At 52.6% G+C, this 22,361-nt stretch carries 13 protein-coding genes; 4 read left to right on the plus strand and 9 right to left on the minus strand.

Going from position 1 to position 22,361, the window contains the following annotated elements; genetic code table 11:
• Window positions 1-175: 175 nt before the first annotated feature.
• From ABD852_RS09825 to ABD852_RS09865, 9 genes are all read right to left on the minus strand, one after another.
• The gene (locus ABD852_RS09825; RefSeq protein WP_345028272.1) at window positions 176-793 is read right to left on the minus strand and encodes an RNA polymerase sigma factor; all 618 of its coding nucleotides are present in this window, start codon (window positions 791-793) and stop codon (window positions 176-178) included.
• A 91-nt stretch (window positions 794-884) separates the two neighbouring features.
• Window positions 885-2,312 (minus strand): DUF1501 domain-containing protein, encoded by a 1,428-nt coding sequence (locus ABD852_RS09830; RefSeq protein ID WP_345028273.1) that lies wholly within the window; start codon window positions 2,310-2,312, stop codon window positions 885-887.
• 121 nt (window positions 2,313-2,433) lie between these two features.
• Window positions 2,434-4,782 (minus strand): DUF1549 domain-containing protein, encoded by a 2,349-nt coding sequence (locus tag ABD852_RS09835; protein WP_345028275.1) that lies wholly within the window; start codon window positions 4,780-4,782, stop codon window positions 2,434-2,436.
• A gap of 15 nt (window positions 4,783-4,797) precedes the next feature.
• The gene (locus tag ABD852_RS09840; protein WP_345028276.1) at window positions 4,798-6,297 is read right to left on the minus strand and encodes a RagB/SusD family nutrient uptake outer membrane protein; all 1,500 of its coding nucleotides are present in this window, start codon (window positions 6,295-6,297) and stop codon (window positions 4,798-4,800) included.
• Window positions 6,298-6,426: 129 nt separating this feature from the next.
• Window positions 6,427-9,846: a SusC/RagA family TonB-linked outer membrane protein gene (locus ABD852_RS09845; RefSeq protein WP_345028277.1), complete on the minus strand. Its 3,420-nt coding sequence runs from the start codon at window positions 9,844-9,846 to the stop codon at window positions 6,427-6,429.
• 218 nt (window positions 9,847-10,064) lie between these two features.
• The gene (locus ABD852_RS09850; RefSeq protein WP_345028280.1) at window positions 10,065-11,159 is read right to left on the minus strand and encodes a FecR family protein; all 1,095 of its coding nucleotides are present in this window, start codon (window positions 11,157-11,159) and stop codon (window positions 10,065-10,067) included.
• Between the two features lie 98 nt (window positions 11,160-11,257).
• Complete coding sequence (locus ABD852_RS09855; protein ID WP_345028284.1) at window positions 11,258-12,391, minus strand: sialidase family protein; 1,134 nt, start codon at window positions 12,389-12,391, stop codon at window positions 11,258-11,260.
• Window positions 12,392-12,577: 186 nt separating this feature from the next.
• Entirely contained in the window at window positions 12,578-13,222 is a 645-nt protein-coding gene (locus tag ABD852_RS09860; protein ID WP_345028287.1) for a gluconate 2-dehydrogenase subunit 3 family protein, read from the minus strand.
• A gap of 47 nt (window positions 13,223-13,269) precedes the next feature.
• Window positions 13,270-15,012 carry a GMC family oxidoreductase gene (locus tag ABD852_RS09865; protein ID WP_345028288.1) on the minus strand — a complete coding sequence of 581 codons (1,743 nt, stop codon included), beginning with the start codon at window positions 15,010-15,012 and terminating at the stop codon, window positions 13,270-13,272.
• A 371-nt stretch (window positions 15,013-15,383) separates the two neighbouring features.
• Between ABD852_RS09865 and ABD852_RS09870 the strand changes: the two genes are divergently transcribed.
• The 4 genes from ABD852_RS09870 (at window position 15,384) to ABD852_RS09885 (ending at window position 22,331) form a co-directional block, all read left to right on the plus strand.
• On the plus strand, window positions 15,384-16,616 hold the full coding sequence (locus tag ABD852_RS09870) for a DEAD/DEAH box helicase (protein WP_345028291.1): 1,233 nt from the start codon (window positions 15,384-15,386) through the stop codon (window positions 16,614-16,616).
• Between the two features lie 65 nt (window positions 16,617-16,681).
• Window positions 16,682-17,359 carry an SGNH/GDSL hydrolase family protein gene (locus tag ABD852_RS09875; RefSeq protein WP_345028294.1) on the plus strand — a complete coding sequence of 226 codons (678 nt, stop codon included), beginning with the start codon at window positions 16,682-16,684 and terminating at the stop codon, window positions 17,357-17,359.
• Between the two features lie 120 nt (window positions 17,360-17,479).
• Entirely contained in the window at window positions 17,480-20,356 is a 2,877-nt protein-coding gene (locus ABD852_RS09880) for a putative Ig domain-containing protein (RefSeq protein ID WP_345028295.1), read from the plus strand.
• A gap of 148 nt (window positions 20,357-20,504) precedes the next feature.
• Window positions 20,505-22,331 (plus strand): acyl-CoA dehydrogenase family protein, encoded by a 1,827-nt coding sequence (locus ABD852_RS09885; RefSeq protein WP_345028296.1) that lies wholly within the window; start codon window positions 20,505-20,507, stop codon window positions 22,329-22,331.
• Window positions 22,332-22,361 lie beyond the last annotated feature (30 nt).

Below are 22,361 nucleotides of genomic sequence, written 5' to 3' on the forward strand. Positions count from 1 at the left end.
TTTTTTTAAAAGATGCTGCTTGCGGGTTTATACAAAATTACAACAGAAACTGACGGAAGAAAAATGTAAGAGGGGCTTGAGAAAAATTAAGGCCGGAAAAAACACGACGATTGCCGGTAGGGGTGACCGGACGGAGCTGGGCGGCTGCCAATTACACGTGCCTGGGCTGCGCCGTTCAAAGGGGGACCCTCATCCAACAGAGCATCCAGGCGCCTGCGTGGACGAGGTGGGGGATAATCCGGCGTAATTTGGTTAAAGCCTTGCAAAGTAGATTGGCAACAGACTGACGGTTGATGTTGATGAGCGAAGCAATCTGATCATTTTCAAGCCCCTGGTAATACTTGAGGAAGATTACCTCCCGCTGCCGGACCGGTAAGTCCAAAATGGCTTTTTCCAACCTTGAATGGTTGGTAGCGCTTACTTCTGTAGAAATGATCTCGCTTTCAATGGTGTTTCCTTCCGCATCCGGAAACCAGTCTGCATGGGGGAGATCTGTGTGAAACTCCCCTTTGCGGTAGGTATGCAGGATGTTATTGCGGATGGAGCGAAGCAGGTACATCGTTACTTGCTCTATGTGAACGTTTCTGCGGTTTTCCCATAGATGAAGATAAAGATCCTGGATGGTATCCTTGATCAGCTCTTTGTCCCGGGTATAGTTCTGGGCGTAGGCAAAAAGCGAAGCATAATGATCCTCTCCAAGCTGGCAAAAGGCCATCTTGTCCCCGGCCCTTGACTTATGCCAGAGGTCCAGATAAAAAAGGTTGTCTTTTAGTAACGGGTGCCTTCTTCTCAAGTGAGTTAAATCAGTTTACCAGAGAGATTGTGTCACTAATTTACGAAAATTGGAACTAAGAAAAATATAATATGATTAATTTGTGCTTCTCTTATACACGCAGGAGGAGTTCCGGTACAATTTTGCCATTCCCGTCAGGAGTGGTATAAAAAGGGCGTTTCTCCACTTCGTATTGCGTGTCCGGGGGGATACCCAGCGCATGATAAATGGTCTGATGTACCTGTTCAATCCTGATCGGGTTCTCAATGGTTTTACAGGGACGCTCGTCAGCCGTTTTCCCGTATACAAATCCCTTTTTTACCCCGCCGCCAAACATCAGCATCGAGCACCCGTCTGTAAAGTGGCGGTGCATGCCGTAAAATTTGAGGTCCGAGAGAATATCCGGTTGATTTACCTGTTCCTGTACGGTAGCATCGGGCCTTCCTTCTACCATCATATCGCGGCTGAATTCGCTGGCAATGATGATGAGCGTACGGTCGAGATGTCCGCTCCGGTCGAGATCACGGATAAGCTGTGCGATTGGGCGGTCGACGAGTTTTTTCATCTCTTTTAACCGGGTGTGCCCGTTTTCATGGGTATCCCAGCCCATAAAAGGTTCATACTCGGTGGTGACGCTGATAAATCTGGCGCCCTGCTCGGTGAGCCGTTTGGCAAGCAGGCATCCAAGACCGAAGCGTCCGGTGTTGTAAAGGTCGTATGATTCTTTTGGTTCGGAATTCAAATCGAACGCTTTTGATTCGGGTGAATTGAGCAACCTGTAGGCCTGTTCCATCGATCTCCGGAGCGACTCTTTCTGATAATCGCTGCCGTATTCTCCTACCGGGCTTTTGCTGATCAGGTCATTATACAGCTGGTTGCGCCGTTCAAATCGTTTGGCATCCATCCCCACGGGCGGCCTGACACTTTCAAGACCCTGCCGGGGGTCAGGAATCAGGAAAGGTCCGAATTCGTTTCCGAGGAACCCGGCAGTATGAAAAGCTTTCAGTTCTTCGGCTTCGCCTACCGTGAAGCGTTGCCCGATGTTAACGAATGCCGGGATAACGGGGTTTTTGGGGCCGAGTTCCCTGGCGATCCACGAGCCGATGTGCGGTGCGGCTACGGTCTGCGGCGGTTCATAGCAGGTATGCCAATGGTACTGGTGCCTGGAGTGCAGGATATGGCCCATGTCGGCGGCTACGTACGAACGGATCAGGGTACCCTTGTCGAGTACGCTGCCTATGGATTCGAGGCCTTCGGAAAAAGAAATACCGTCGAGAGCGGTGGGTACCGGTTTGAATGTGCTAAGGACCCGGTCTCCGGCCATGCCCTTTTCGAAGGGGGTATACCGCTTGGGGTCAAAGGTCTCGGTATGGGCCATGCCTCCCGCCATCCAAAGAAGGATAACCGTGTCGGCGGTAGAATTGACGCCTGCTTTTCCTTTTTTGCCGCACCCTGATAAAATGGCAGGGATCGGAGCGCCTGCCGCTAAGGCGGCAATGGTAGCGGCACTTGTATTTTTAATGAAGCTTCTGCGGTCCATGATTGATGCAATGGGGATTTGATTCGTATTTCGAGCGGCTGAATGGTCAATTACACGCAATTGCCGTTCGTAGATTTCCCGGGTCTTTCCCGCCGGTCAGTTATTCGGTCGCATAGGCGGTCTACAGGATCAATTGGAATTCCGGAGAAAGCGCAATGGCCCATACCAGGTCCTGTATACCGTTTTCATCGGGCACGTCGCCCAGAATTTTGGATGCGATCGCCAGTTCCTCGCCGGTGGGCTGCCGCCCGTATGCATTCAGGTACAGCCCGGTAACAAGTCCCTTTGAGGAAGGGTAACGCTTTTTCCAGTCTTTTGCCCCTCTTTTGAGGGTTTCATAGAATGTTGTGCCGTTTGTAAGCTCCAGGGCCTGCAGGAGGTTCGCCTGCGACATGCGGCTGGTGCTGACGGTCTCGCGGTTGGGGCGGCCCAGGGCGGTCATAAATTTATCGTTTATCACCAGCGAAGCCCTCGGGAAGGGGATCCTAGCGGCAATCCCTTCGGGAAGGCGCTTGATGGCCATAGCAGAATCGCCGTACACCGGGTGGAAAGCGGTGCTGATCGCGTCCGTAAACTGTTCCGCACTGAGCCGCCTGCGTATCATCCCGCTGAAGAGAAAGTTTTCCGATACCAGTTCGGCGGGGTCGTTTACTGAGACAGATCTCAGCTGGTAGGTTTTTGATGTCAGAATTTGCTCCAGCAGCCGTTTGATATCATAGCCGTTTTCTGCAAAATCGTAAGCCAGCCAGTCGAGAAGATCTTCACTCCAGGGTACATTATCCATTACGTCGACAGGTTCCACAATTCCCCTTCCCATCAGCTGCGCCCAGATACGGTTGACCAATGTACGGTAGAGGCGACCGTCTTTCGGGAGCGTCAGGAACTCCGCAAGTTCCCTGAGCCGCTGGTCCGGAGCGGCGTCCGGGCTTATTTCACCCAATTCGGGAAATAGCATGCGACCTTCCACTTTTTTCCCGGTCGGGACGTCGCAGCGGTGGATTTCGAGCGAAGAATCGGCAAAAATCGTGGCAAAGCTATAAGCATCTTCAAGCGTCCAGTCGCTGATAAAACTGTCGTGGCAGGACGCGCATTTCAGGTTGAGGCCCAGGAAAACCTGTGCTACGTTCTGAGCCGCCTGCATTTCCGTGCTTTGACTGGAATTGATGGTTCCCCTCCATTTGATCCCTTTGATAAAACCTTCCGAGGTCTTGTCGGGGCTGATCAGCTCTTTTACAAACCAGTTATAGGGTTTGTTGTCCCGCAGCGAGGAGTAAAGCCATCGGGTTATGTCATGGCGCCCGCCGGTGATATAACCCGTTCCGGAATAGTCATTCCTGAGAATGTCGTTCCAGAAGGTGAGCCAATGCTGTGCATAGTCATCGTCGCGCTTAAGGAGCGCTTTGACCAGCTTTTCGCGCTTATCCGGATCGGGATCGCCCGCAAATATTTCAACCGCTTCGGCTTTCGGGAGTAGCCCGATTACATCCAGGTATACACGGCGCATATAGGTGCGGTCGTTAACCGGTGCGGTCCACGCAATGCCACGGGTTTTGAAATAGGCATTCACGAAGCGGTCGATCGGCGCCGTATATTCACCTGTTGCCGCAGGTATTTCGGGGAGACGGGGCTCGAGCGCCGCAACCCGGTAGATGCTTTTTTCTTTGCCTTCCGGCCAGGGTGCTCCTTTCTCTATCCATATCTTCAAAGTGGCGATCTCGTTGGCGGGAAGCAGCTTTCCTTTGGAAGGCATGATTTCTTTATGGCCGGCAGGAAGGGTAATCCGGCGAAAAAGCTCACTTTTCTGAAGGTTTCCCGGAACAACAGCGGGGCCGTTGTCTCCGCCGGCGAAAATGGCATCTTTACTATCAAGTCTCAGACCGCCTTTTTTCTTCGCCTCGCCGTGACAATTGTAACAGTTGTGGGCGAGAATAGTCCGCACCTGCAGATTCAGGTCTTCGACCTGCTGCGGGGTGAGGTTGTCTCCCAGGCTTGCGAAAGACACGATACCCGCGACGGGCGGCGGCTGGTCTGAGGGCAGAACCGAGGAAAGATAGTCTTCGCCGTGGGTGAGCGAAGCGCCGTAGTGGCCCGCGACCGTTATCCCGGCAACGGTGGTAAACAGCGCCAGCCGGTACAGGTTCCGCCGGCTGCTTTCGAAAAAAAACACGGTCAGGCCGGCCAGCACCAATGTGGCGATACCGGCCCACCGGTGGATTTCAAGATCGCTACCTTCTGAGCCTTCGTTTGCCGCCAGCAGCCAGCCGAAACCGACGGCCAGCAGTGCTGAAATGAAACCGGTCCGCAACAATACGCGGATACCCGCATGGTAGGCCTGCGAAGCGTTTCGCCACGCCATCAGTTCCATCAGCAGCGCCACGCACAGCAGACCGATCGGAAAGTGAACGACCAGGGGATGGAACCGGCCGAAAAGTTGCAAAAGCCAGAAAGATTCGGAAGCGGCAATAGTCATTATTTTGTGTTTTTTTTACTTGTATTCTTCATTCTGGCTCAGGGCAGGGTTGATCAGGATTTGCTGTGCCGGGATAGGTAGCAGGTATTCAAACGGGCTGAAAACATAGTCCAGGTCGCTGAAGCCGATACTGCCGCGCGTTACAGTCGGGTTCGCCCTTTCGCGAGCGCCGTGGGCGTTCATAAAGGCCGCGAATTCCACGGGAGTCATTACCCTTTTCAGGTCAAACCAACGGTGATTTTCGAATGCCAGCTCGACGCGCCTTTCCTGCATCACCGCCGTCCGGAAAGCCTCCTTGCTGAGGCCGCTGAGCGGCTTGAGTCCGGCCCTTTCACGGACCTGGTTCATGAAACCGAGCGCTTCGGCGGTCGGACCGGCCTGCTCGTTGATACTTTCTGCGAGCATGAGCAGTACATCGGCATAGCGGAATACGGGCCAGTTGGAGTTGGTTCGACCGGCAATTGTATGCGGGTAGTTGTACTTGTTGACATAGGGTACCGGGAAGAACGTTCCATCGCGGGTGTAACCGGATTTCAGCGAGATATCCTTCCGCTTGTCGCCGGTTTCATAGGCCGCCATCATGTCGTTGGTCGGCGTGTTCCTGCCGCTGGGGACAACCGTTGTCCAGCCGGTAACAACACCCCCCGAAGCCCGCGGCGCAAAAACGTATGAAAAATTACTCTGCTCGCCAAGGTCGTTGTCGCCCTGGTACTGAACTTCCAGGATCGACTCGGGGCCGTTTTTCCGGGCCGGGTTGAAGTTATCTGCGTAGTCGGGCACAAGCGAGTACCCCAGTTTGGTAACCTCCCTGAGGGTGTTGGCAGCATCATCGTATTTTTTTTCCGTCAGGTAAACTTTGCCCAGGAGCGTAAGCGCTGCGCCTTTGGTTACGCGTCCGGCCTGGCCGGTGTAGGCTGCGGGTAACAGCGCGACGGCTTCGGTAAGGTCCTTTTCGATCTGCGCAAATATTTCCGACTGGGGAACGCGCTGGAGGTCATAGGCATCATTGTAGGACTTCAGCGTGTTGGTGAGCAGGATCACATCGCCGAAATAGCGCACGAGGTTAAAATAATAGTACGCCCGGAAGAATTTGAGCTGTCCTTCGAACGGTTCGCGGACGGCGGCTTCGAGCTCGCTTTCGGCCAACCTTTCAAGGGTATTGTTTACGTTGTATAAAGCAGCATAATGGGAGTTATAGAGACCCGATATTTCGCCGTTCCCCGGGTTGACGGTGCCGTACTCGATGGCTTCCCAGCCGGCGGCTCCGCCGCGGTCGGCCGGGTTAAAGTCAAACGCGGTATTGTCGGAAGCCATTTCGCCCCAAAGGTAGGCTACGTTCGTGATGCCCTGCAACTGGCCATAAACGCCGTTGACCGCCTGTTCAAACTGCTTGGCGTTTTTGAAAAAAAGATTTTTGTCAATTTTGGTAGGGTCAGTGGTCGACAGCATGTCGTCGCATGACGACACGATCAGTCCTGCGAGCAGCAGGCCGGCACAGATTATATTCTTCTTCATCTGTATAAAAAGGTTTGAGCCGCAGCGGCGGACCGCTGTGAGCTGTGAGCTATTTATTCATCGGCCGTTTGTGTGCCGCTTGTAGCTAATACCTCAAAGCTCATGGCTATTTCATGTCTTTTTTCTCGGTTAAAAGTTGATACGGATACCGCCGGCCATGGTACGCGGGACCGGGTACGATTCGTCGTCGAAACCCATTTCGGTGCGTTCATTACGCTGGTTGGCCTCGGGGTTATTGCCGGGGTATTTGGTAATCAGGAACAGGTTGGTAACACTGAAGAAAATCCGTGCGTCCCTGAAGATCGTGTTGCGCGAAGCTAGGGTATACCCCAGCGTAACATTTTTCAGCCACGCGTGGCTCGCGTCGTAAATATACCGGTCGCTGCTTTCGCGGCCCCATTTCCAGAAGTTTGTGCCTCCCTGCGAATTTTTATGGCCGGGGTTCGAACCGGGGTTTTCCGGCGAGCGCCAGCGGTCTTTCGCCTTGTCGAGCACGTTGAAAACTCCGTCCATGTTCATAGTGGACGCTTCTATGGCACGGTACATTTCGTAGTTTTGCGCGCCGGTAAACATAAAGTTAAGATCGAACCTTTTGTAGTCCGCAGCCACCGTCCATGCCCAGGTAAAGTCCGGGTTCGGGTTGCCGATTTCTACCATGTCCTGCGTGTCGTAGGTAACTTCGCCGTTGCCGTCGGCATCCCAGAATTTCATACTTCCTGGTATGGCGCCGTCCTGCAGCGGAGATGCCTCGATTTCGGCCTTCGTATTGAAGATGCCAAGCTTACGATACCCGTACAACATGCCGATCGGACGCCCGATTTTCTGCACGTGCTGCCCGCCGTAGAAGGAACCCGACCAGATCGGCGTGGTGTCCTCGCCCCTGAGCTCAAGTATCTTGCTGCGGTTGAAGGTAATATTGGCATTCGTTCTCAGGTTGACGCCGCCGATCTTGACCCGGTAATTGGCGGCCAGTTCCACGCCCTTGTTTTCCACCCTTCCAAGATTGGTCCAGACTGACGTGAAGCCGGATGCCGAAGGTACGGGAATGCTGAAGAGCATGTCTCGGGTAATCTGCTTGTACCATTCAGCGGTGAGTACTAGTTGGTTGTCAAACAGCGCCAGGTCCAGCCCGATATCGAGCTTGTTGGAGGTTTCCCACTTGAGGTCGGCGTTTGCAAAGGATTCGACGACCTTTCCGGGAGCGATGGTGTTGTTGATAATGTAGTTTTCGGGTCTCATGAACGCAAGGTGCGTGTAGTTACCGATGTCGTTATTACCGGTCACGCCCCAGCTCCCCCTGAGTTTGAGATCGGTCAGCCAGTTGGTTTTGGGCATGAACGGCTCGTCGGAAATTCTCCAGCCCGCCGAAATAGCCGGGAAATTCCCGAATTTGGTATTGGAGCCGAAACGCGAGCTGCCTTCGCGGCGGAAAGTGGCCGACAGCAGGTATTTGTCTTTATACGAATAGTTGGCCCGGGCGAGATAGGCCAGGATGCTCCAGTCGTATTCCAGCGACCCGGCCGAGCGTATGGCCGCCACGCCAAGGTAGGGGACAAGGTCGTCCGGGAAATCGCTGCCGTTCCCGAACAGTGCTTTTACTTTTTCTTTCTGCGCGCTTACGCCGGCCATGAGGTCGACCTGGTGCCCGCCTTCGAATTCCTTGAAGTAGGTAAGCAGCTGATCGGTAGAAACGTTGGCAAGCTGGGTATTGGATTCACTCGCATTTGCGATCCGGGGCGGCGCCCCGGCACTGCCCGAAGCGAGTGAGACGCCTATAGTGGACGGAACGAACTGGCTGTTGCGGTCGTATTTGAGCCGGGTGTTGACAGACGAACGGAATTTAAGCCCCTTGGCGAGCGAAAGCTCGATGAAACCATTGCCCAGCAATTCGGCTATGCCGGTGTTCCTGTCTATGTTTTGCAGTGCAAAAACGGGGTTTGGATAAGCAAAGACACCATCTTTCCCGATAATATAGGGCCGGAGCACTCCCTTGTCGTCGTACATCGGTTCGCGCGGGTCCAGGAGCAGGGAGGAGCCGGCGATCGCATCACGGCCATTGGTACTGGCGTAATTCGTCTTAACGTAGGAACCGTTCAGGTTGATCCCCATCGTAATGAATTTATTGACGGTACCCTGCAGGTTGCTCCTGACCGAAAGGCGGTCGTAATTGGTCGCGATCAGCGCGCCTGCTTCCTTGTAGTACCCTACGGACAGCATGGACTTCAGCGGTCCCGCGCCTGCGGTCATATTGAGGTTGACATCGGTATAGGGAGCATTCGAATTCAGGATAGCGTCGTACCAGTTGGTCGTGTGGGTGACCTGTTCGGGATGCCTGATCCCTTCCGGGATCTCGTTGGGTTCGGGGAGCCGCCCTTTGTCAAACAGGAAGCGGTCCGAGAAAACCTCATACTTGAACTGAGCGAATTCGGGTCCGGTGAGGACCTTCACTTTCCTGGAATCCGGCAGGTTCTGAACGCCGTAATCCACCGAAAGGCTAAGTGCTGCTTTGCCTTCTTTGCCGGTTTTGGTGGTGATGAGGATAACACCGTTGGAGCCGCGCGCTCCGTAAATGGCCGTTGCGGCAGCGTCCTTGAGGACGGAAATACTTTCTATGTCATGCGGGTTGACGTTCTGCCCGATAGAGGTGCCGACGGGGAAACCATCAATAACGTAGAGGGGGTCGCTGCCCGCGCCGAGTGAACTCACCCCCCTGACCCTTACCGTGAAAGGCTCCCCGGGGGTGCCGCTGCGCTGCGTTGCCACCACCCCGGCGGCCTGCCCCTGGAGCAGGCGTGTAAAATTGGAGGGCGGAACGCCGCCGATATCCTTCACATTGATGACCGATACAGCCGCCGTAATGTCTTTTTTGCGCTGGGAACCATAACCGACCACGACCAGCTCCTCCAGCGACTTCTGGTCGGTTATCATAGTTACATCCAGGCTGGAACGGTTGTCGATCCGGATTTCCTGCATCAGGAATCCTACGAAAGAAAAGATCAGCACGGTGGCGGTATCGGGAACAATGAGCTCATAGCCGCCGTCCGATCCGGTGACGGTACCGCGTTGCGTACCTTTGACCACGATACTGACGCCTGGCAGTTGACCGCCGCTTTCATCAGATACCCTGCCGCGGATGGTACGGTCAGCTGAGCCGGTTTTTCTTTCTTTCGGGATCGGTTTTGAGCGTGACCGTTTCAGGATAATGTGCTGATCGCTGACTTCGTAGTCAATTTCGTAGGGCATAAGCAGCCTTGTGAGGAGTGTGCCGAGAGGCTCGTTCCGGGCAGTGAGGCTGAGTTCGGTTTTGGCCGGGAAAATAACCGGGTTGTACATGAAGCGGATGTTGGCGGTCCGCTCAAGCTTCTTCAGGGCTGATTCGATGGTTTCGGATGAGAGGCGGACCGAGACGCGTTGTTCCAGTATTTGTCGCTGTGCCCCTGCGGAACCCGCTACGGCAAACGACGCAAATAGAAACAGAATCAAAACCTGGTACAGGCTGATATGCGTGATTTTTAAAATCCCTTTTTGAATAATTTCTCGGTTTGACATAAATTTGATTTTTGTCGGTTTAGCATTCGGCAAAAATTTCCCCTCCACCGCTGAACGGCGGGTTTCCTGGCAGAAATAAATGATGGGGACAATTCGTGTCCGGTGATGTTGACGCATCGCCGGATTTTTGGCGGTCTCGGTGCTTTTACATAGGCATTTCAGGTTAGTAAGTCACTTTGTCGTGTATACGCGCGACACGCGGTCTTTAAATATGGATTCTAGTCGCAGCCGTGGCCGAAAACCAGGATGTCTCCGTCGGAATTTACCTGATACCGCGCATCTATCGTGCGACAAATCAGGTCCAGTTTTTTGAAAAACGGCTCATTTTCGAGAGAGGCCGTCAAAAAGCAATTCTTCATGCTTGTCGAATCAAAGCGTATCGATACCTGGTAAACCGATTCCAGAGCAGAAAACACTTCACTGATGGCGGTTCTTGTAAATTCCAGGCCGGTTTGACGGGACCCGATCGAAGCGTTGATACGCTCTTTCGGTATTTTCCGGACCACCAATTCCTCTTTTGCCGCGAAAGTCAGCCGTTCGTTCGGCGTAAGCACAACGGCTTGTTCGTCATGACTGGTCCTGGTCTCTTCGCCGGAGGCGCGAAAAACCGAAACGCTGCCCGTTTTAACTGTCACGCTGGCTTCTTCGCCCTCGTACGATCGAATGGTGAAGCTGGTTCCGAGTACCTTGGTGATAAATTTTTCGGTGTAGACAAAGAAAGGTTGCTCCGGGTTTCGCGTGATCTCAAAAAACGCCTCCCCGGAAAACCGAACGTCGCGGGTGTCTCCCGAAAATGATTCGGGGTAACGAAGCGTGCTGTTCGGCATCATGAGTACTGTACTTCCGTCGGGAAGTAAGACCAGTTTTTTTCGTCCCGAAGCGTTCGTTTTCGTCAAGTAACGCTCTGATGCAGTGGATTGAAAGTGATTTTCGTCATTCACCTGTGCCACCGGTTTTGTATCGAGGTACCACCAGGTTCCTCCCACCAGTAAGACCGCAGCAGCTATTGTCGCGAGCTTTCGCCAGAGAGACCGGGGGGAGTGCTCCTTTTCTTCGATTGGTGCTTCATCGCTAAGTCTGGAGGCAATGACGCGCATCCGGGCCCTGATTTCCTCCGTGTCGGGAGCGTCATAGCTATTGAATACGGTTTCCAGCAGGCGTTCTGCCTTTTCGACCTCCGGCAGCTTGTCCGGATGTTGAAGAAGCCAGCTTTCCCATAACAAAGCATCCGCTTTATTCTGATCGAGCTTCCAGCGGCGGAATGAGGCATCAGCAGCCAGTTGTTCAGCTTTATACTGCCTGTAGTCGTCCATAGGGTAGGCGTCCTTTTATTAAATCCGGCATAAGGACGCAAAACAGGCTTACCAATACTCTCTATTTTTAAAATAAATCTTTGTTAAGGACAAAATATTTATTTTCTGACTGCAACGGCAGGTATGATTTCAAATCGGATCGTTTCAATAGGACTTTTTTCGCCTGCCTCATACAGGGCTGCAATATTCCGATCCGGAAGTACCGCCAGGCTGGAATAGGCAGACGGGCCGGTGTGCAGCGTTTGGGCTACCGGCCAGGTTTTACCGTCGTCATAGCTCGCCCGGAGCGTCATATTGTGCCGCTGTCGGTTGCTGGCGGGGTTGAGGAACAGCAGGATGCCGGAACGGTCACGACTGTCGGGCCAGGAGTAACGCAGCAATGACGCCTGGCAAACAGGCTCCACAAGCGTCGGGGCATCGGCCGGTGAAGTCCAGCTCAGGCCACCGTCACGGCTAATGGAATGCGTTCGGAGGCCGCGACCGAAATACGAGCGCATGTTCATCAGCAGCGACCCGTTGCCATCGGCAAGCTCTGCCACCTGGCATTCGTTGACCTTGGGCGTTATGAGACCGCCGAGCTGCCAGGTCTTTCCGTGGTCGTCGCTATAGATGGCATGCGATCCGTATTCATAGGGGCCGCCCCGGACATTCCCCTCCGGATCGTCATAGCTGAAGTCGCATGGAATTACAAGACGACCCTTATGCGGGCCGTGCTTGATCTGGATCCCTACGCCCGGGCCCGTTGCGTACCAGCCCCATTCCTGTTTTTTGGTGGTTGCGGTAATGTCGACCGGTTTGGACCAGGTCACGCCATCGTCGTGGCTTGCTGATACCCAGACCGTTCGGGAGCCTTTCGCTGTCTTTTTGATAATATCTCCTTCGTCATCATCGCCCCGGTTGTGGGTGAGGAGCAGCCAGATCGTGCCGGTTTTCTCGTCTATCACCGGGCAGGGGTTGCCGCAGGTATTGGGCCCGTCGTCCCAGATTACCGTCTGGCCGCTCCAGCTTTTGCCGCTATCAGTAGAGCGTTTCAATACAATATCAATATTTCCGGCATCGCCGGCGCCATCTTTCCGTCCTTCGCAGAAAGCAAGAAGTGTACCTTTTTGGGTGGCAATGAGGGCGGGGATGCGGTAGCTGCTGTAACCGTCCCGGTCGGAGCGGAAAAGGACGGTTTGCGCCATTGCCGTTAGGTTAAACAGGCAGAAAAAGAGGATGCGAGCTGCCAGCATGAGTTGTATCGGGTTTAGTTTGACTGATTTCTGCCGTAAGTTTATACCATTACAGGAAATAAAACTCTCCCGGCAATTGATACCGTTGTAACAAACAACAGCCTGCTGATTTTGCCGCCTTTGTCGGAGTTGCAAAACCAGCAGGCTGTGCCTGTTGTATTTTCGTGACCGCCCTACCGGCGCCGGTTACCTGATGTCATTTTTCTTAAAGCCGTATTGCTTCAGGACGTCATCGGGCACGCCGGTCCAGACGTTCGGTGTATTTCCGACAAAACCGATGTCTTTTATCCCGATTTCACTGGTATAAAACCCGGTGGCGGTGAGGTTGCGCATCAGGCTGAAGAAGGCAGCTCCTTGTGTGAACCGCGGTTTAACTTCCTCCGGGTAGGCGATGTCGTCAACAATTTTGATACGCTGGTCGGCGCTGATCTCCACGAATTTCTTATTGAAGCGGGAAACAGATTCCCGGTCAAGCCAGCGCAATCCCCCGCGCATGGGAAGCTGGTGCTGCGGCATATCCTTCACAATGAATTCTATAAATTCGGTGACACCTGCGTCGGACGCGCTGCCCGAAGTACCGTCGGCCGGGATAATAATATCGGCCAGAACTTTAATCGTAGCGAGCTCGTGAGTATCAAAAAACTTCTCTTTTTGCAATCTCGCGTCCCGGATGGCCTCTTCCTTCTGCCGACCGCCGGGGATCTTAATATCCTCGTCAACCGGTGTCTGCAGGTCAGCGTTCCGCTGCTCCGCCAATGCCTGCTGCGGGTTCAGCCCTGCAATGCCGAGGGAGGTGAAAGTGATTGCTTTTAAACTATCTCTGCGTTTCATTCGATCAGATGCTTAATAGGGTCAATGCTTGGGTTAAATCTCCGGTCTTAAAGCTGTTTCTTCTTGACCTGATCCATGATAAAGTCAGACGTTCTCCAGGATAGCGCCAGGATTGTCCACGTCGGGTTTTTATCCGCCTGTGAAACGAATGACGCGCCATCAGCAACAAAAACGTTTTTGGTATCATGGGCCTGAGCATATTTGTTAACCGCCGATGATTTGGGGTCATTGCCCATTCTCGCCGTTCCTACCTCATGGATAATTTGTCCGGGGAGCGCAAGACCATAGTCGTTTTCCGGACCGGGTTTGGTTCCCAGCGGGACGCCGCCCATAGCGTGGATCATCTCCTCGAATGTTTCATGCATGTGTTTGGCCTGCAAGCGTTCGTAGTCGCTCCATTTGTATTGGAAGCGCAAAACCGGAATGCCGTATTTATCTACTACATTGGGGTCAATTTCACAATAGTTTTCCGCTACGGCAACGGCCTCTCCGCGCCCCGCAAAACCTACGTTAGCGCCGTAGAACCTCCTGAAATCTTCTTTCAGCGAAGCGCCGTAACCCCCGGCTTTCCGTTTAACCCCGTCTTTGGTCGGGTATTTTCCGTTCATTCCTTCGATACCGAAACCATAGCCGTACGAAGGCATGTTCATACCTCCGCCGTACTCGATGTGGTAGCCCCTCGGGAAATCCAGTTTTTTGTTATCGAGCCACCAGGGGGTGTACACGTGCATTCCACCTACACCATCCTCATTGTACCGTTTGCGATCCATCAGGTGAGGTAAAAACGCGCCTCTCGAAGCGCCGGTTGAATCGTGCAGGTATTTGCCTACCACGCCGCTTGAGTTGGCAAGGCCGTTCGGATTCCGTGTCGACTTGGAGTTCAGAAGAATACGGGAGGTTTCGCAGGCACTCGCAGCGAGTATCACAATTTTTGCGTTGACCGTCTGTTCGCTCATCGTTTGGGTATCCACATAAGAAACCCCCGTTGCAAGCCCGGTTTGCTGATCGGTGACTACCTCGCGCACCATAGCGTTGTTGATGAGCGTCACATTACCTGTTTTCAGCGCCGGGATTACCAGTACCGAAGACGACGAAAAGTCGGCATACGCCTGGCAGGCCCTGTTACACTGGCGGCAATAGAAACAAACCCCGCGTTCGTTATTGATGGGTTCGGTCAGGATAGAGAGGCGCGACGGGATTACCGGCACGTTGGCTTTCTTACCTGCTTCTGCGATCATGAGCTCGTGCAGACGGGGTTTGGGCGGGCGGAGGAAAATTCCGTCCGGCTCATTCGGCATGTTTTCTACCGTGCCGAATACCCCGATCAGCTTGTCTACCTGGTCGTAATACGGTTTTACGTCATTATAAGAGATCGGCCAGTCTTCTCCCAGGCCGTCAAGGCTTTTTCGTTTGAAGTCATTAGGACCGAAACGCAGGGAAATACGCCCCCAGTGGTTGGTCCGGCCACCCAGCATCCGGGATCTGAACCATTCGAACTGCGTACCGTTTTTACGGGTATACGGCTCGCCGTCAATCTCCCAGCCACCCCACGCCGCATCGAAATCACCGAAAGCACGCGTTGTACTGGCGCCGCGCCGCGGAGATTCCCACGGCCATTTCAGCTGCGTGATGTACTGAGGATCGGCCGGGTCGAAATAACCGCCGGCTTCCAGCAACACTACTTTTGCCCCCGCTTTTGACAATTGATAAGCGGCCATTCCACCGCCGGCGCCTGATCCTACTATCGCTACGTCGTACTGAGCAGCTTTTTGCTTGATTTGAAAACTCATTCTTTGTTTATGTGAAAGTTGAATCGCCTTACTGCTGAATCGGCAAAATCACAGCCTTTTGAAAATTTACTGCTAAAAAGCATAATTAATACCACATTTACATCTCTAAAGGACTACTGGAAATAATTTAGAAACGTTTAAAATATTGAACGCCGCAACCGGTGCCTGCTGGTTTGCCGCTGAAACTGAAAGAACTACGCATGCGGCGGGGCCGGACAGAAAATTTTCATTGCCCGCGGCCGGGCAGGAGGACGGGGGGCGACGGCCCGGCAGAGCGGCGAAGCGAGGGAAAAACGGTATTATTTCACGCCTTTCTGCTGTTTTAGTTGTCATACTTGGGCCGTGTTCGTAATATTGGTTTTTCAAACACCATGCAGATACAAGATTTAGCATTTAACGAAGGATTGCTGGAAGGTATGCAATCGATGGGTTACAAGTCATTAACCCCGATTCAGGAGTTGGCAATTCCGATTATTCTCGAAGGAAAAGACCTCATTGCCTGTGCGCAAACCGGTACCGGGAAAACAGCAGCCTACCTGCTTCCCGTGTTGAACAGACTCATCACTTCGGAAAACAGGCATTTAAATACGCTCGTCATTGCGCCCACCCGCGAACTGGCCATCCAGATCGACCAGCAGGTGGAAGCGCTGGGGTATTTCATACAAGTGAGCTCTATTGCGGTCTATGGCGGTGGTTCCGGCCAGGACTGGGACCAACAGCGGAAGGCCCTTCGGATGGGTGCCGACATTGTGATTGCTACTCCCGGACGACTGTTGGCCATGCTGGCCTCGGGCGAGATCAAGTTTGATAAGCTGGAGCATCTTATTCTCGATGAAGCCGACAGGATGCTGGATATGGGTTTTTTCGAGGATATTGTAAAAATCATCAATACCCTTCCTGCTTCGAGACAGACCCTGCTTTTCTCGGCTACCATGCCACCGAAAATCAGGAAGCTGGCCCGCATGATCCTCAAAGACCCGAAAGAGGTGAACGTAGCGATTTCGAAGCCGGCGGAAGGCGTTCTTCAGCAGGCGTACATGGTGTATGACAGCCAGAAAGTTGGCCTGCTCAGGCATATTCTCGAAAACGGCGACTACAACAGTATTATCATCTTCTGCTCCACCAAGCAGAGTACCAAGGTATTGGAAAAAGAGCTCCACCGCCTGGGCGTTTCAGTGAAGTCATTCCATTCGGACCTTGACCAGAAGGAACGGGAGGAAATTATGCTGAGATTCAAGAACAAAGAGTTGAAGATCCTGGTTGGTACGGATATCCTGTCACGCGGGATTGACGTGGACGGCATCGGGCTGGTAGTGAATTATGACATTCCGCCGGACCCTGAAGACTATATTCACCGCATCGGGAGAACGGCTCGCGCAGAAAGGACCGGGACGGCCATTACTTTTATCAATGACCAGTCGTCGAGGAAGTTTGCCGGTATCGAGAGCCTGATGGGCCGGGAAGTGGCCAAGATACCACTGCCCGAACACCTGGGTGCTGCACCCGATTATCAACCTAACCGGAAATCGTCCGCGCCGGCAAAGCGATTTAACCGGCATCGCAGCGGCAATAAACAAAAGGGACATCATAAAAAGGAGGCGTGAGCTTCAGGCGACCAACCTCACACCTCACACCTCACACCTCATACCCAAACCCCATTTCCATTCAAATGAAACTTTTTTTCCGCATTAAACTCCTGGTCCTGGTTTCCGGTTTGTTTTTCGCTTTCAGCACTGCAAAACCGGTACGCGTCGTGTTTTTTGGCGATTCAATTACGCGGGCCGGCGTTGAAGAGACCGGTTATATTACCCAAATGGCGCGAGCACTGAAACAAAAAGGATTGGGTGAGCAATACGAGTTGATCGGAGCCGGGATCGGAGGCAATAAAGTGTATGATCTCTACCTCCGGCTGGAAGACGACGTATTGTCTAAGAAACCTGATGTCGTGTTTGTTTATGTGGGGATAAATGATGTCTGGCACAAATCGTCGCACGGAACCGGTACGGATCCTGAAAAGTACGTGAAATTTTACCAGGCCATTATCAAAAAACTGAAGGCGCAGGGCGCGAGGATTATCTTATGTACACCGTCGGTAATCGGAGAGAAGAATGATTTTTCCAACCAGCAGGACGGCGACCTCAACCAGTATGCTAACCTGGTGAGACAACTGGCTGAAACCGAAAAAGTCGAGCTTTGCGACCTTCGGAAAGTATTTGTCGACTACCTGAAGGAAAATAACCCCGAAAACCGCGACCGAAACATTCTCACAACAGACCGCGTACACCTCAATGAAAAAGGAAATGGTCTTGTAGCCACGACCTTGATGGAGGCGCTTTTAAAAAAGTAATTCCCTGCCGGCGGAAGCCGAAACCGGTATCTGGGAGGCCGGATTTTTCAATTAATAACGGGGACCGCCGGGCCTCTGTCATGCTATAGGGGTTATTCGAGAAAGTGAATGCTCATGACTATGCTACTTAACAAATTCAGGATCAGGACCGGATGGGTCGCAGTGTGTCTCGCTTGCGTTTTTAGCCTTTACCTGGCGACCGCCGGCGCGCAGACGCCTTCGCGACAGCGCTATGTAGGGTTAATGCTGCTTAATCTCAGCCCTGACGGCGGTCCGGAGCGCCGGCTTATTCAAATGGCCCATGAGTATGGTTTGAATTCGGTCTACCTGACCATACACTGGGACAAGGTATATGTGGATTCACCGGATAAAGCCGACTGGTCCCAGTTTGACGAGCAGATCAGAACGATAGTTAACCAGGGGATGTACGTCGCGCTGCGGATTCACCTTACCCGGCCGAAAGGAAAGCTGAAAGGTTTTTGGGATTGGGAGAAGGATGGTCTGAAAGATCACAAGAAAATTTCGCACATGGGATCGTTCACGGCAACCACCTTTCGCTACAACCACCTGCCGTCAGCCGCCCTCGCAGCTGATTTTGTCAGGCAAGTGGCCGAACGTTATAAATGGGTTCACGACCAGGGAAAGCTACTTTTTATCGCTACCTCCAACACGCCGGAGCAGGAGTCGGGGTTTCCCTACGAGAACTTTGAGCCGGACACCGAAACTCCGGATATTTACCTGACCGTGTTTGATAATTCGGATGAAACCGTTGCCCAATACAAAGAATGGCTCAAAGGTCACTATAAGAAAATAGAGCGCCTGAACTATGCCTGGGGGATGACTTTCAAGTCGTTCGAAGAAGCCAATCCCTATATAGTTCCCTGGGATCCGCGGGAGAGTTTTAAACAGCGCTATGGAAAAGACTGGTACCGGTTCAGGCATGAACAGCTGAAAAAGTATATCGAAACGCTGGTTGCCGCAGTAAAATCAGTTTCGCCTACCATGCGCTACATTTCTGATTTCGGGTCGGTGCTGGATGAACTCAGCGGCCTCAGGGCGACCATCGCCTTCCCGAATCTCAGTGAAAAAACAGACGGGATTAAAATAAATAATGTTTTGTATTGGGACCACCGGTTTACGATGGATGTCCTGAGAGGAGGGATGCCCAAAGGCGCATTTCTCGGCAACGAGGTTTTTATCAATAGTGACGCAACCCCGGACCTGATTACCCGCCAGGTAAATGAGTGTTTTGAGCATGGCGCCGATTTCGTGGGCTTTGTAGTGTCGCTCGAGAACGTTTTTGCCCGCATTCAGGGCCCGGTCAGGCAGGCTGCTGCTACCTGGAAAACCCGCCCCAAAGAGAATATCGTAGACCTGGACAGCATTTCATACAGCCTGATCCGGACGATCGATGCCAAAAGCATGTTAGACCTGGTGTATGGCGCATATAAGATGTATGCGGACAAAACGCCCGGCGTGACCAGGCCAATTAAAGTAAAGATAGAAGACGACATGTTCGTGCCGTCTTATTGGGCAGTGGCGAGCAACCGCCTTCCTTTTCTTAAGACGCCTATCCCGATGCAGATCAAGGCAATCGGGAAGCCATTTTCGGTTACAATCCCGAAAGACCACTTCGGCGATATGGACGGACGGATCGAGAAGATTGAAATGCCCAACCTGCCTTCGTGGCTGAGTTTCGACGGTGAAACACTCAAAGGAACAGGGTCAACGCTCGGCGATACGCGTCTTGAAGTGAGGGGTATTGATGATGAAGGTGGTGCATTTTCCGCTTACCTCACGCTGCGGATTGATCCTACTGACAATACCAATATCCCACCCACGCTGCAGATCAATTTTTCTGACCTGGTAGCACGCATCAACGAAAATTACGTGTACGAGTTGCCGTCGGCAATGTTTGCCGACGCCGACGGGAGTATTTCGAAAATAGAAGCCTTTGACCTGCCTTCGTGGCTCCGGTTTTCGGGGAACCGGTTTACCGGTAAGCCTACCGCTTTGGGCGAGTACCAGGTCACGCTCAAAGCTTTTGATAACCAGAACGCGTTCGTGGAAACCTATCTTCTTATCAGAGTGCTCGATAAGAATTTCTTCAATACGGCGCCCAAGGTTACCAAACCGATTCCTACGCTGTTCAGTCCTGAAAATAAGTATTTCCGATTTGATATCCCGGCAGAAACTTTCACGGATACCGATGGTTACGTTACCCACATGATGCTGCATGCGCACCCCACCTGGTTATCGCTGACCTTTGGAACGGTAGCGGGAATGCCGCCGGGAAATGGCGAATATAAGTTCTTTGTCAGGGCGTTTGATAATAACGGGTCTTTTGTAGACGCCCCGGTCGTTCTGCGTGTGGAGGAGGCCTCGCTCCGTTTTACCCTTCAGTCTGCCGGTGATGTGATCGACCCGGAAATCGTAGGGTTGATCGAAGAGGGCCAGGTTTTCCATGTCGATTCGATCCCGGCGTTTCTCAATATCGGTATCGATGGGAACTACCCGTTCGACCGGGTTCGTATGAAATTGCGCGGGCCTTATGCCTATGAATCCAGGACCAGGAAGCACCCCTACACCCTTTACCAGGGAAAGAATGGCTTTGCTCCCTCCATCGGGCGTTATGACCTCATGGGGGAGGCCTATACCTGGGACGATTCCCTCCTGTACATTACTTCAACTTACTTTTTCATCTCCAGGGGTTCGGGTACAAACCTGACGGGCGACATGCCGGAATGGACCTCGTACCCTGTTCCCTTCCAGGATATACTTAACGTGAAAACCAGCAATGACCCGAACGAATCCTACCAGTTCGCGATCGTGCTGGCTACCGGGCAAAGGGTAAGTGTGCCGGACCGGTTTATCAAGCGCACCGGTAATCTTTATCAGATCAATTTTACCGAACTGGGCCTTTCCAGCGGGCTTTACCTGGTACATGCTTCCCAGGATGGTATCGTCAGGAAGCAGCTGCGCGTCGTCAAGAAATAGATCGTTGCAAACTCCCTCCGGGTAGGGAGTAGGGACTTTATTTTGTTTAAATAGTATGCTTGCATAATATCTTGATAGTTGTTAATTTTGAATCGCAGCGTAATCCGGTTGGATAAGCGAATAATCACAAAATCACAAACTTCAAGAAATGGCTAGTGAACAGGTAACCCAAAAGGCCATACGCGGTGGCGAATTCATCATCAGGGAATCGGAGGCTTCGGAAGTTTTTATTCCCGAGGAGTTCTCCGAAGAACAATTAATGATTGCTCAAACCTGCACTGATTTTTTGAAAGCAGAAATATGGCCGCGCCTCGATGAACTCGACAGTGCCAAAAGCCCGGAGCTCATAACCGCTTTAATGGACAAGGCAGGTGAGCTCGGTTTGCTGGGCATAGCGGTTCCGGAAGAATATGGCGGTTTTGGAATGAGTTTCAATACGTCCATGCTGGTGACCGAGCGTACCGGCGCCGGCCATTCTTTTTCGGTGGCGCTTTCTGCTCATACCGGTATCGGGACATTGCCCATTGTATATTATGGTAATGAGGCGCAAAAAAGCAAATACCTCCCCAGGTTGGCATCCGGCGAATGGAAGTCTGCCTACTGCCTTACCGAGCCGGATTCCGGCTCTGATGCCAACTCCGGCAAGACGAGGGCCGTATTGAGCGCAGACGGCGGGCACTATGTTATCAACGGGCAAAAAATGTGGATTACCAACGGTGGTTTCGCCGATCTGTTCATTGTTTTTGCCAAAATAGCAGACGAAAACGGGAAGCCCGATAAAAATCTTTCGGCTTTTATCGTGGAAAAAACCTTCGGTGGTATCACCATGAATGAGCCCGAGCATAAAATGGGGATCAAAGGCTCAGATACCCGCCAGATATTCTTTAACGACTGCCATGTTCCCGTAGAAAACCTGCTTTCCGAGCGGGGCAACGGCTTCAAGATTGCCGTGAATATTCTCAATATCGGCCGGATCAAACTGGCCGCGGCGGCTTTGGGCGGCGCCAAAAAAGTACTTGACGAAGCCATCGGCTATGCCAACGAAAGAAAACAATTCGGGGTGTCGATCGCTTCATTCGGGGCCATCAAATACAAAATTGCCGAAATGGCTGCCCGTATTTTCGCGTCGGAATCGGCCGCCTACAGGGCCGGACAGGACATCGATAACCTTATAGAAACCTTGAAAGCGTCGGGCGTGCCGGATGCGGAGGCCAAGCTGAAAGCCCTTGAAGAATTTGCCATCGAATGTGCGGTCATGAAAGTGCATGGTTCTGAAGTGCTTGACTATGTGGCGGACGAAGGGGTTCAGATTTACGGGGGAATGGGGTATAGCGCGGACGCGCCCATGGACCGTGCCTACCGGGACAGTCGGATCAACCGTATTTTCGAGGGTACCAACGAAATCAATCGTTTATTGACGGTTGACATGCTGCTTAAGCGCGCAATGAAAGGCCAGCTCGACCTGATGGGGCCGGCCCTGGCGGTGTCCAAGGAAATTTTATCGATCCCGAACTTTGGTGCAGAAGAAGAGGAAGGGCTTTTTGCGGCGGAGAAAAAGATAATCAGGAATCTCAAAAAGGCCGTCCTGATGGTATCCGGGGCAGCCGTTCAGAAGTTCATGGCGTCGTTGTCAGATGAACAGGAGGTCATTATGGATATTGCGGACATGGGCATCGAAGTGTATGTAGCGGAATCGGTGTTGCTCCGCGTTGAAAAATTGACGGGAAAACTAGGCGCCGATGCCGTACAGATCCAGCGCGATATGGCCCGGCTTTATATTTACGAGGCCGTCGAACGGGTAGGCAAATCGGGAAAGAGCGCAATTACCTCCTTCGCGGAAACCGACGAGCTCAGGGTGATGTTGATGGGGCTCAAAAGATTTACCAAAGCAGATCCGGTCAACCTGAAAAACCTGCGCAGGAAAATTGCGGAGTATTTTATTAATGAAAATCAATATTTGCTCCCCGGCAGATAGGAGCGCAGCTCGCGGACTACTCCGATCCGG

It is taken from the genome of Ravibacter arvi, from assembly GCF_039540405.1.
Taxonomy (GTDB): Bacteria; Bacteroidota; Bacteroidia; order Cytophagales; family Spirosomataceae; genus Ravibacter; species Ravibacter arvi.

Bases quoted from the DNA above. Each gene is read 5' to 3' on its own strand.
- ABD852_RS09875 (WP_345028294.1), top strand. From the start codon at position 16,682: ATGAAACTTTTTTTCCGCATTAAACTCCTGGTCCTGGTTTCCGGTTTG.
- ABD852_RS09850 (WP_345028280.1), bottom strand. From the start codon at position 11,159: ATGGACGACTACAGGCAGTATAAAGCTGAACAACTGGCTGCTGATGCC.
- ABD852_RS09885 (WP_345028296.1), top strand. From the start codon at position 20,505: ATGGCTAGTGAACAGGTAACCCAAAAGGCCATACGCGGTGGCGAATTC.
- ABD852_RS09870 (WP_345028291.1), top strand. From the start codon at position 15,384: ATGCAGATACAAGATTTAGCATTTAACGAAGGATTGCTGGAAGGTATG.
- ABD852_RS09835 (WP_345028275.1), bottom strand. From the start codon at position 4,782: ATGACTATTGCCGCTTCCGAATCTTTCTGGCTTTTGCAACTTTTCGGC.
- ABD852_RS09855 (WP_345028284.1), bottom strand. From the start codon at position 12,391: ATGCTGGCAGCTCGCATCCTCTTTTTCTGCCTGTTTAACCTAACGGCA.
- ABD852_RS09880 (WP_345028295.1), top strand. From the start codon at position 17,480: ATGCTACTTAACAAATTCAGGATCAGGACCGGATGGGTCGCAGTGTGT.
- ABD852_RS09830 (WP_345028273.1), bottom strand. From the start codon at position 2,312: ATGGACCGCAGAAGCTTCATTAAAAATACAAGTGCCGCTACCATTGCC.
- ABD852_RS09840 (WP_345028276.1), bottom strand. From the start codon at position 6,297: ATGAAGAAGAATATAATCTGTGCCGGCCTGCTGCTCGCAGGACTGATC.
- ABD852_RS09845 (WP_345028277.1), bottom strand. From the start codon at position 9,846: ATGTCAAACCGAGAAATTATTCAAAAAGGGATTTTAAAAATCACGCAT.
- ABD852_RS09860 (WP_345028287.1), bottom strand. From the start codon at position 13,222: ATGAAACGCAGAGATAGTTTAAAAGCAATCACTTTCACCTCCCTCGGC.
- ABD852_RS09865 (WP_345028288.1), bottom strand. From the start codon at position 15,012: ATGAGTTTTCAAATCAAGCAAAAAGCTGCTCAGTACGACGTAGCGATA.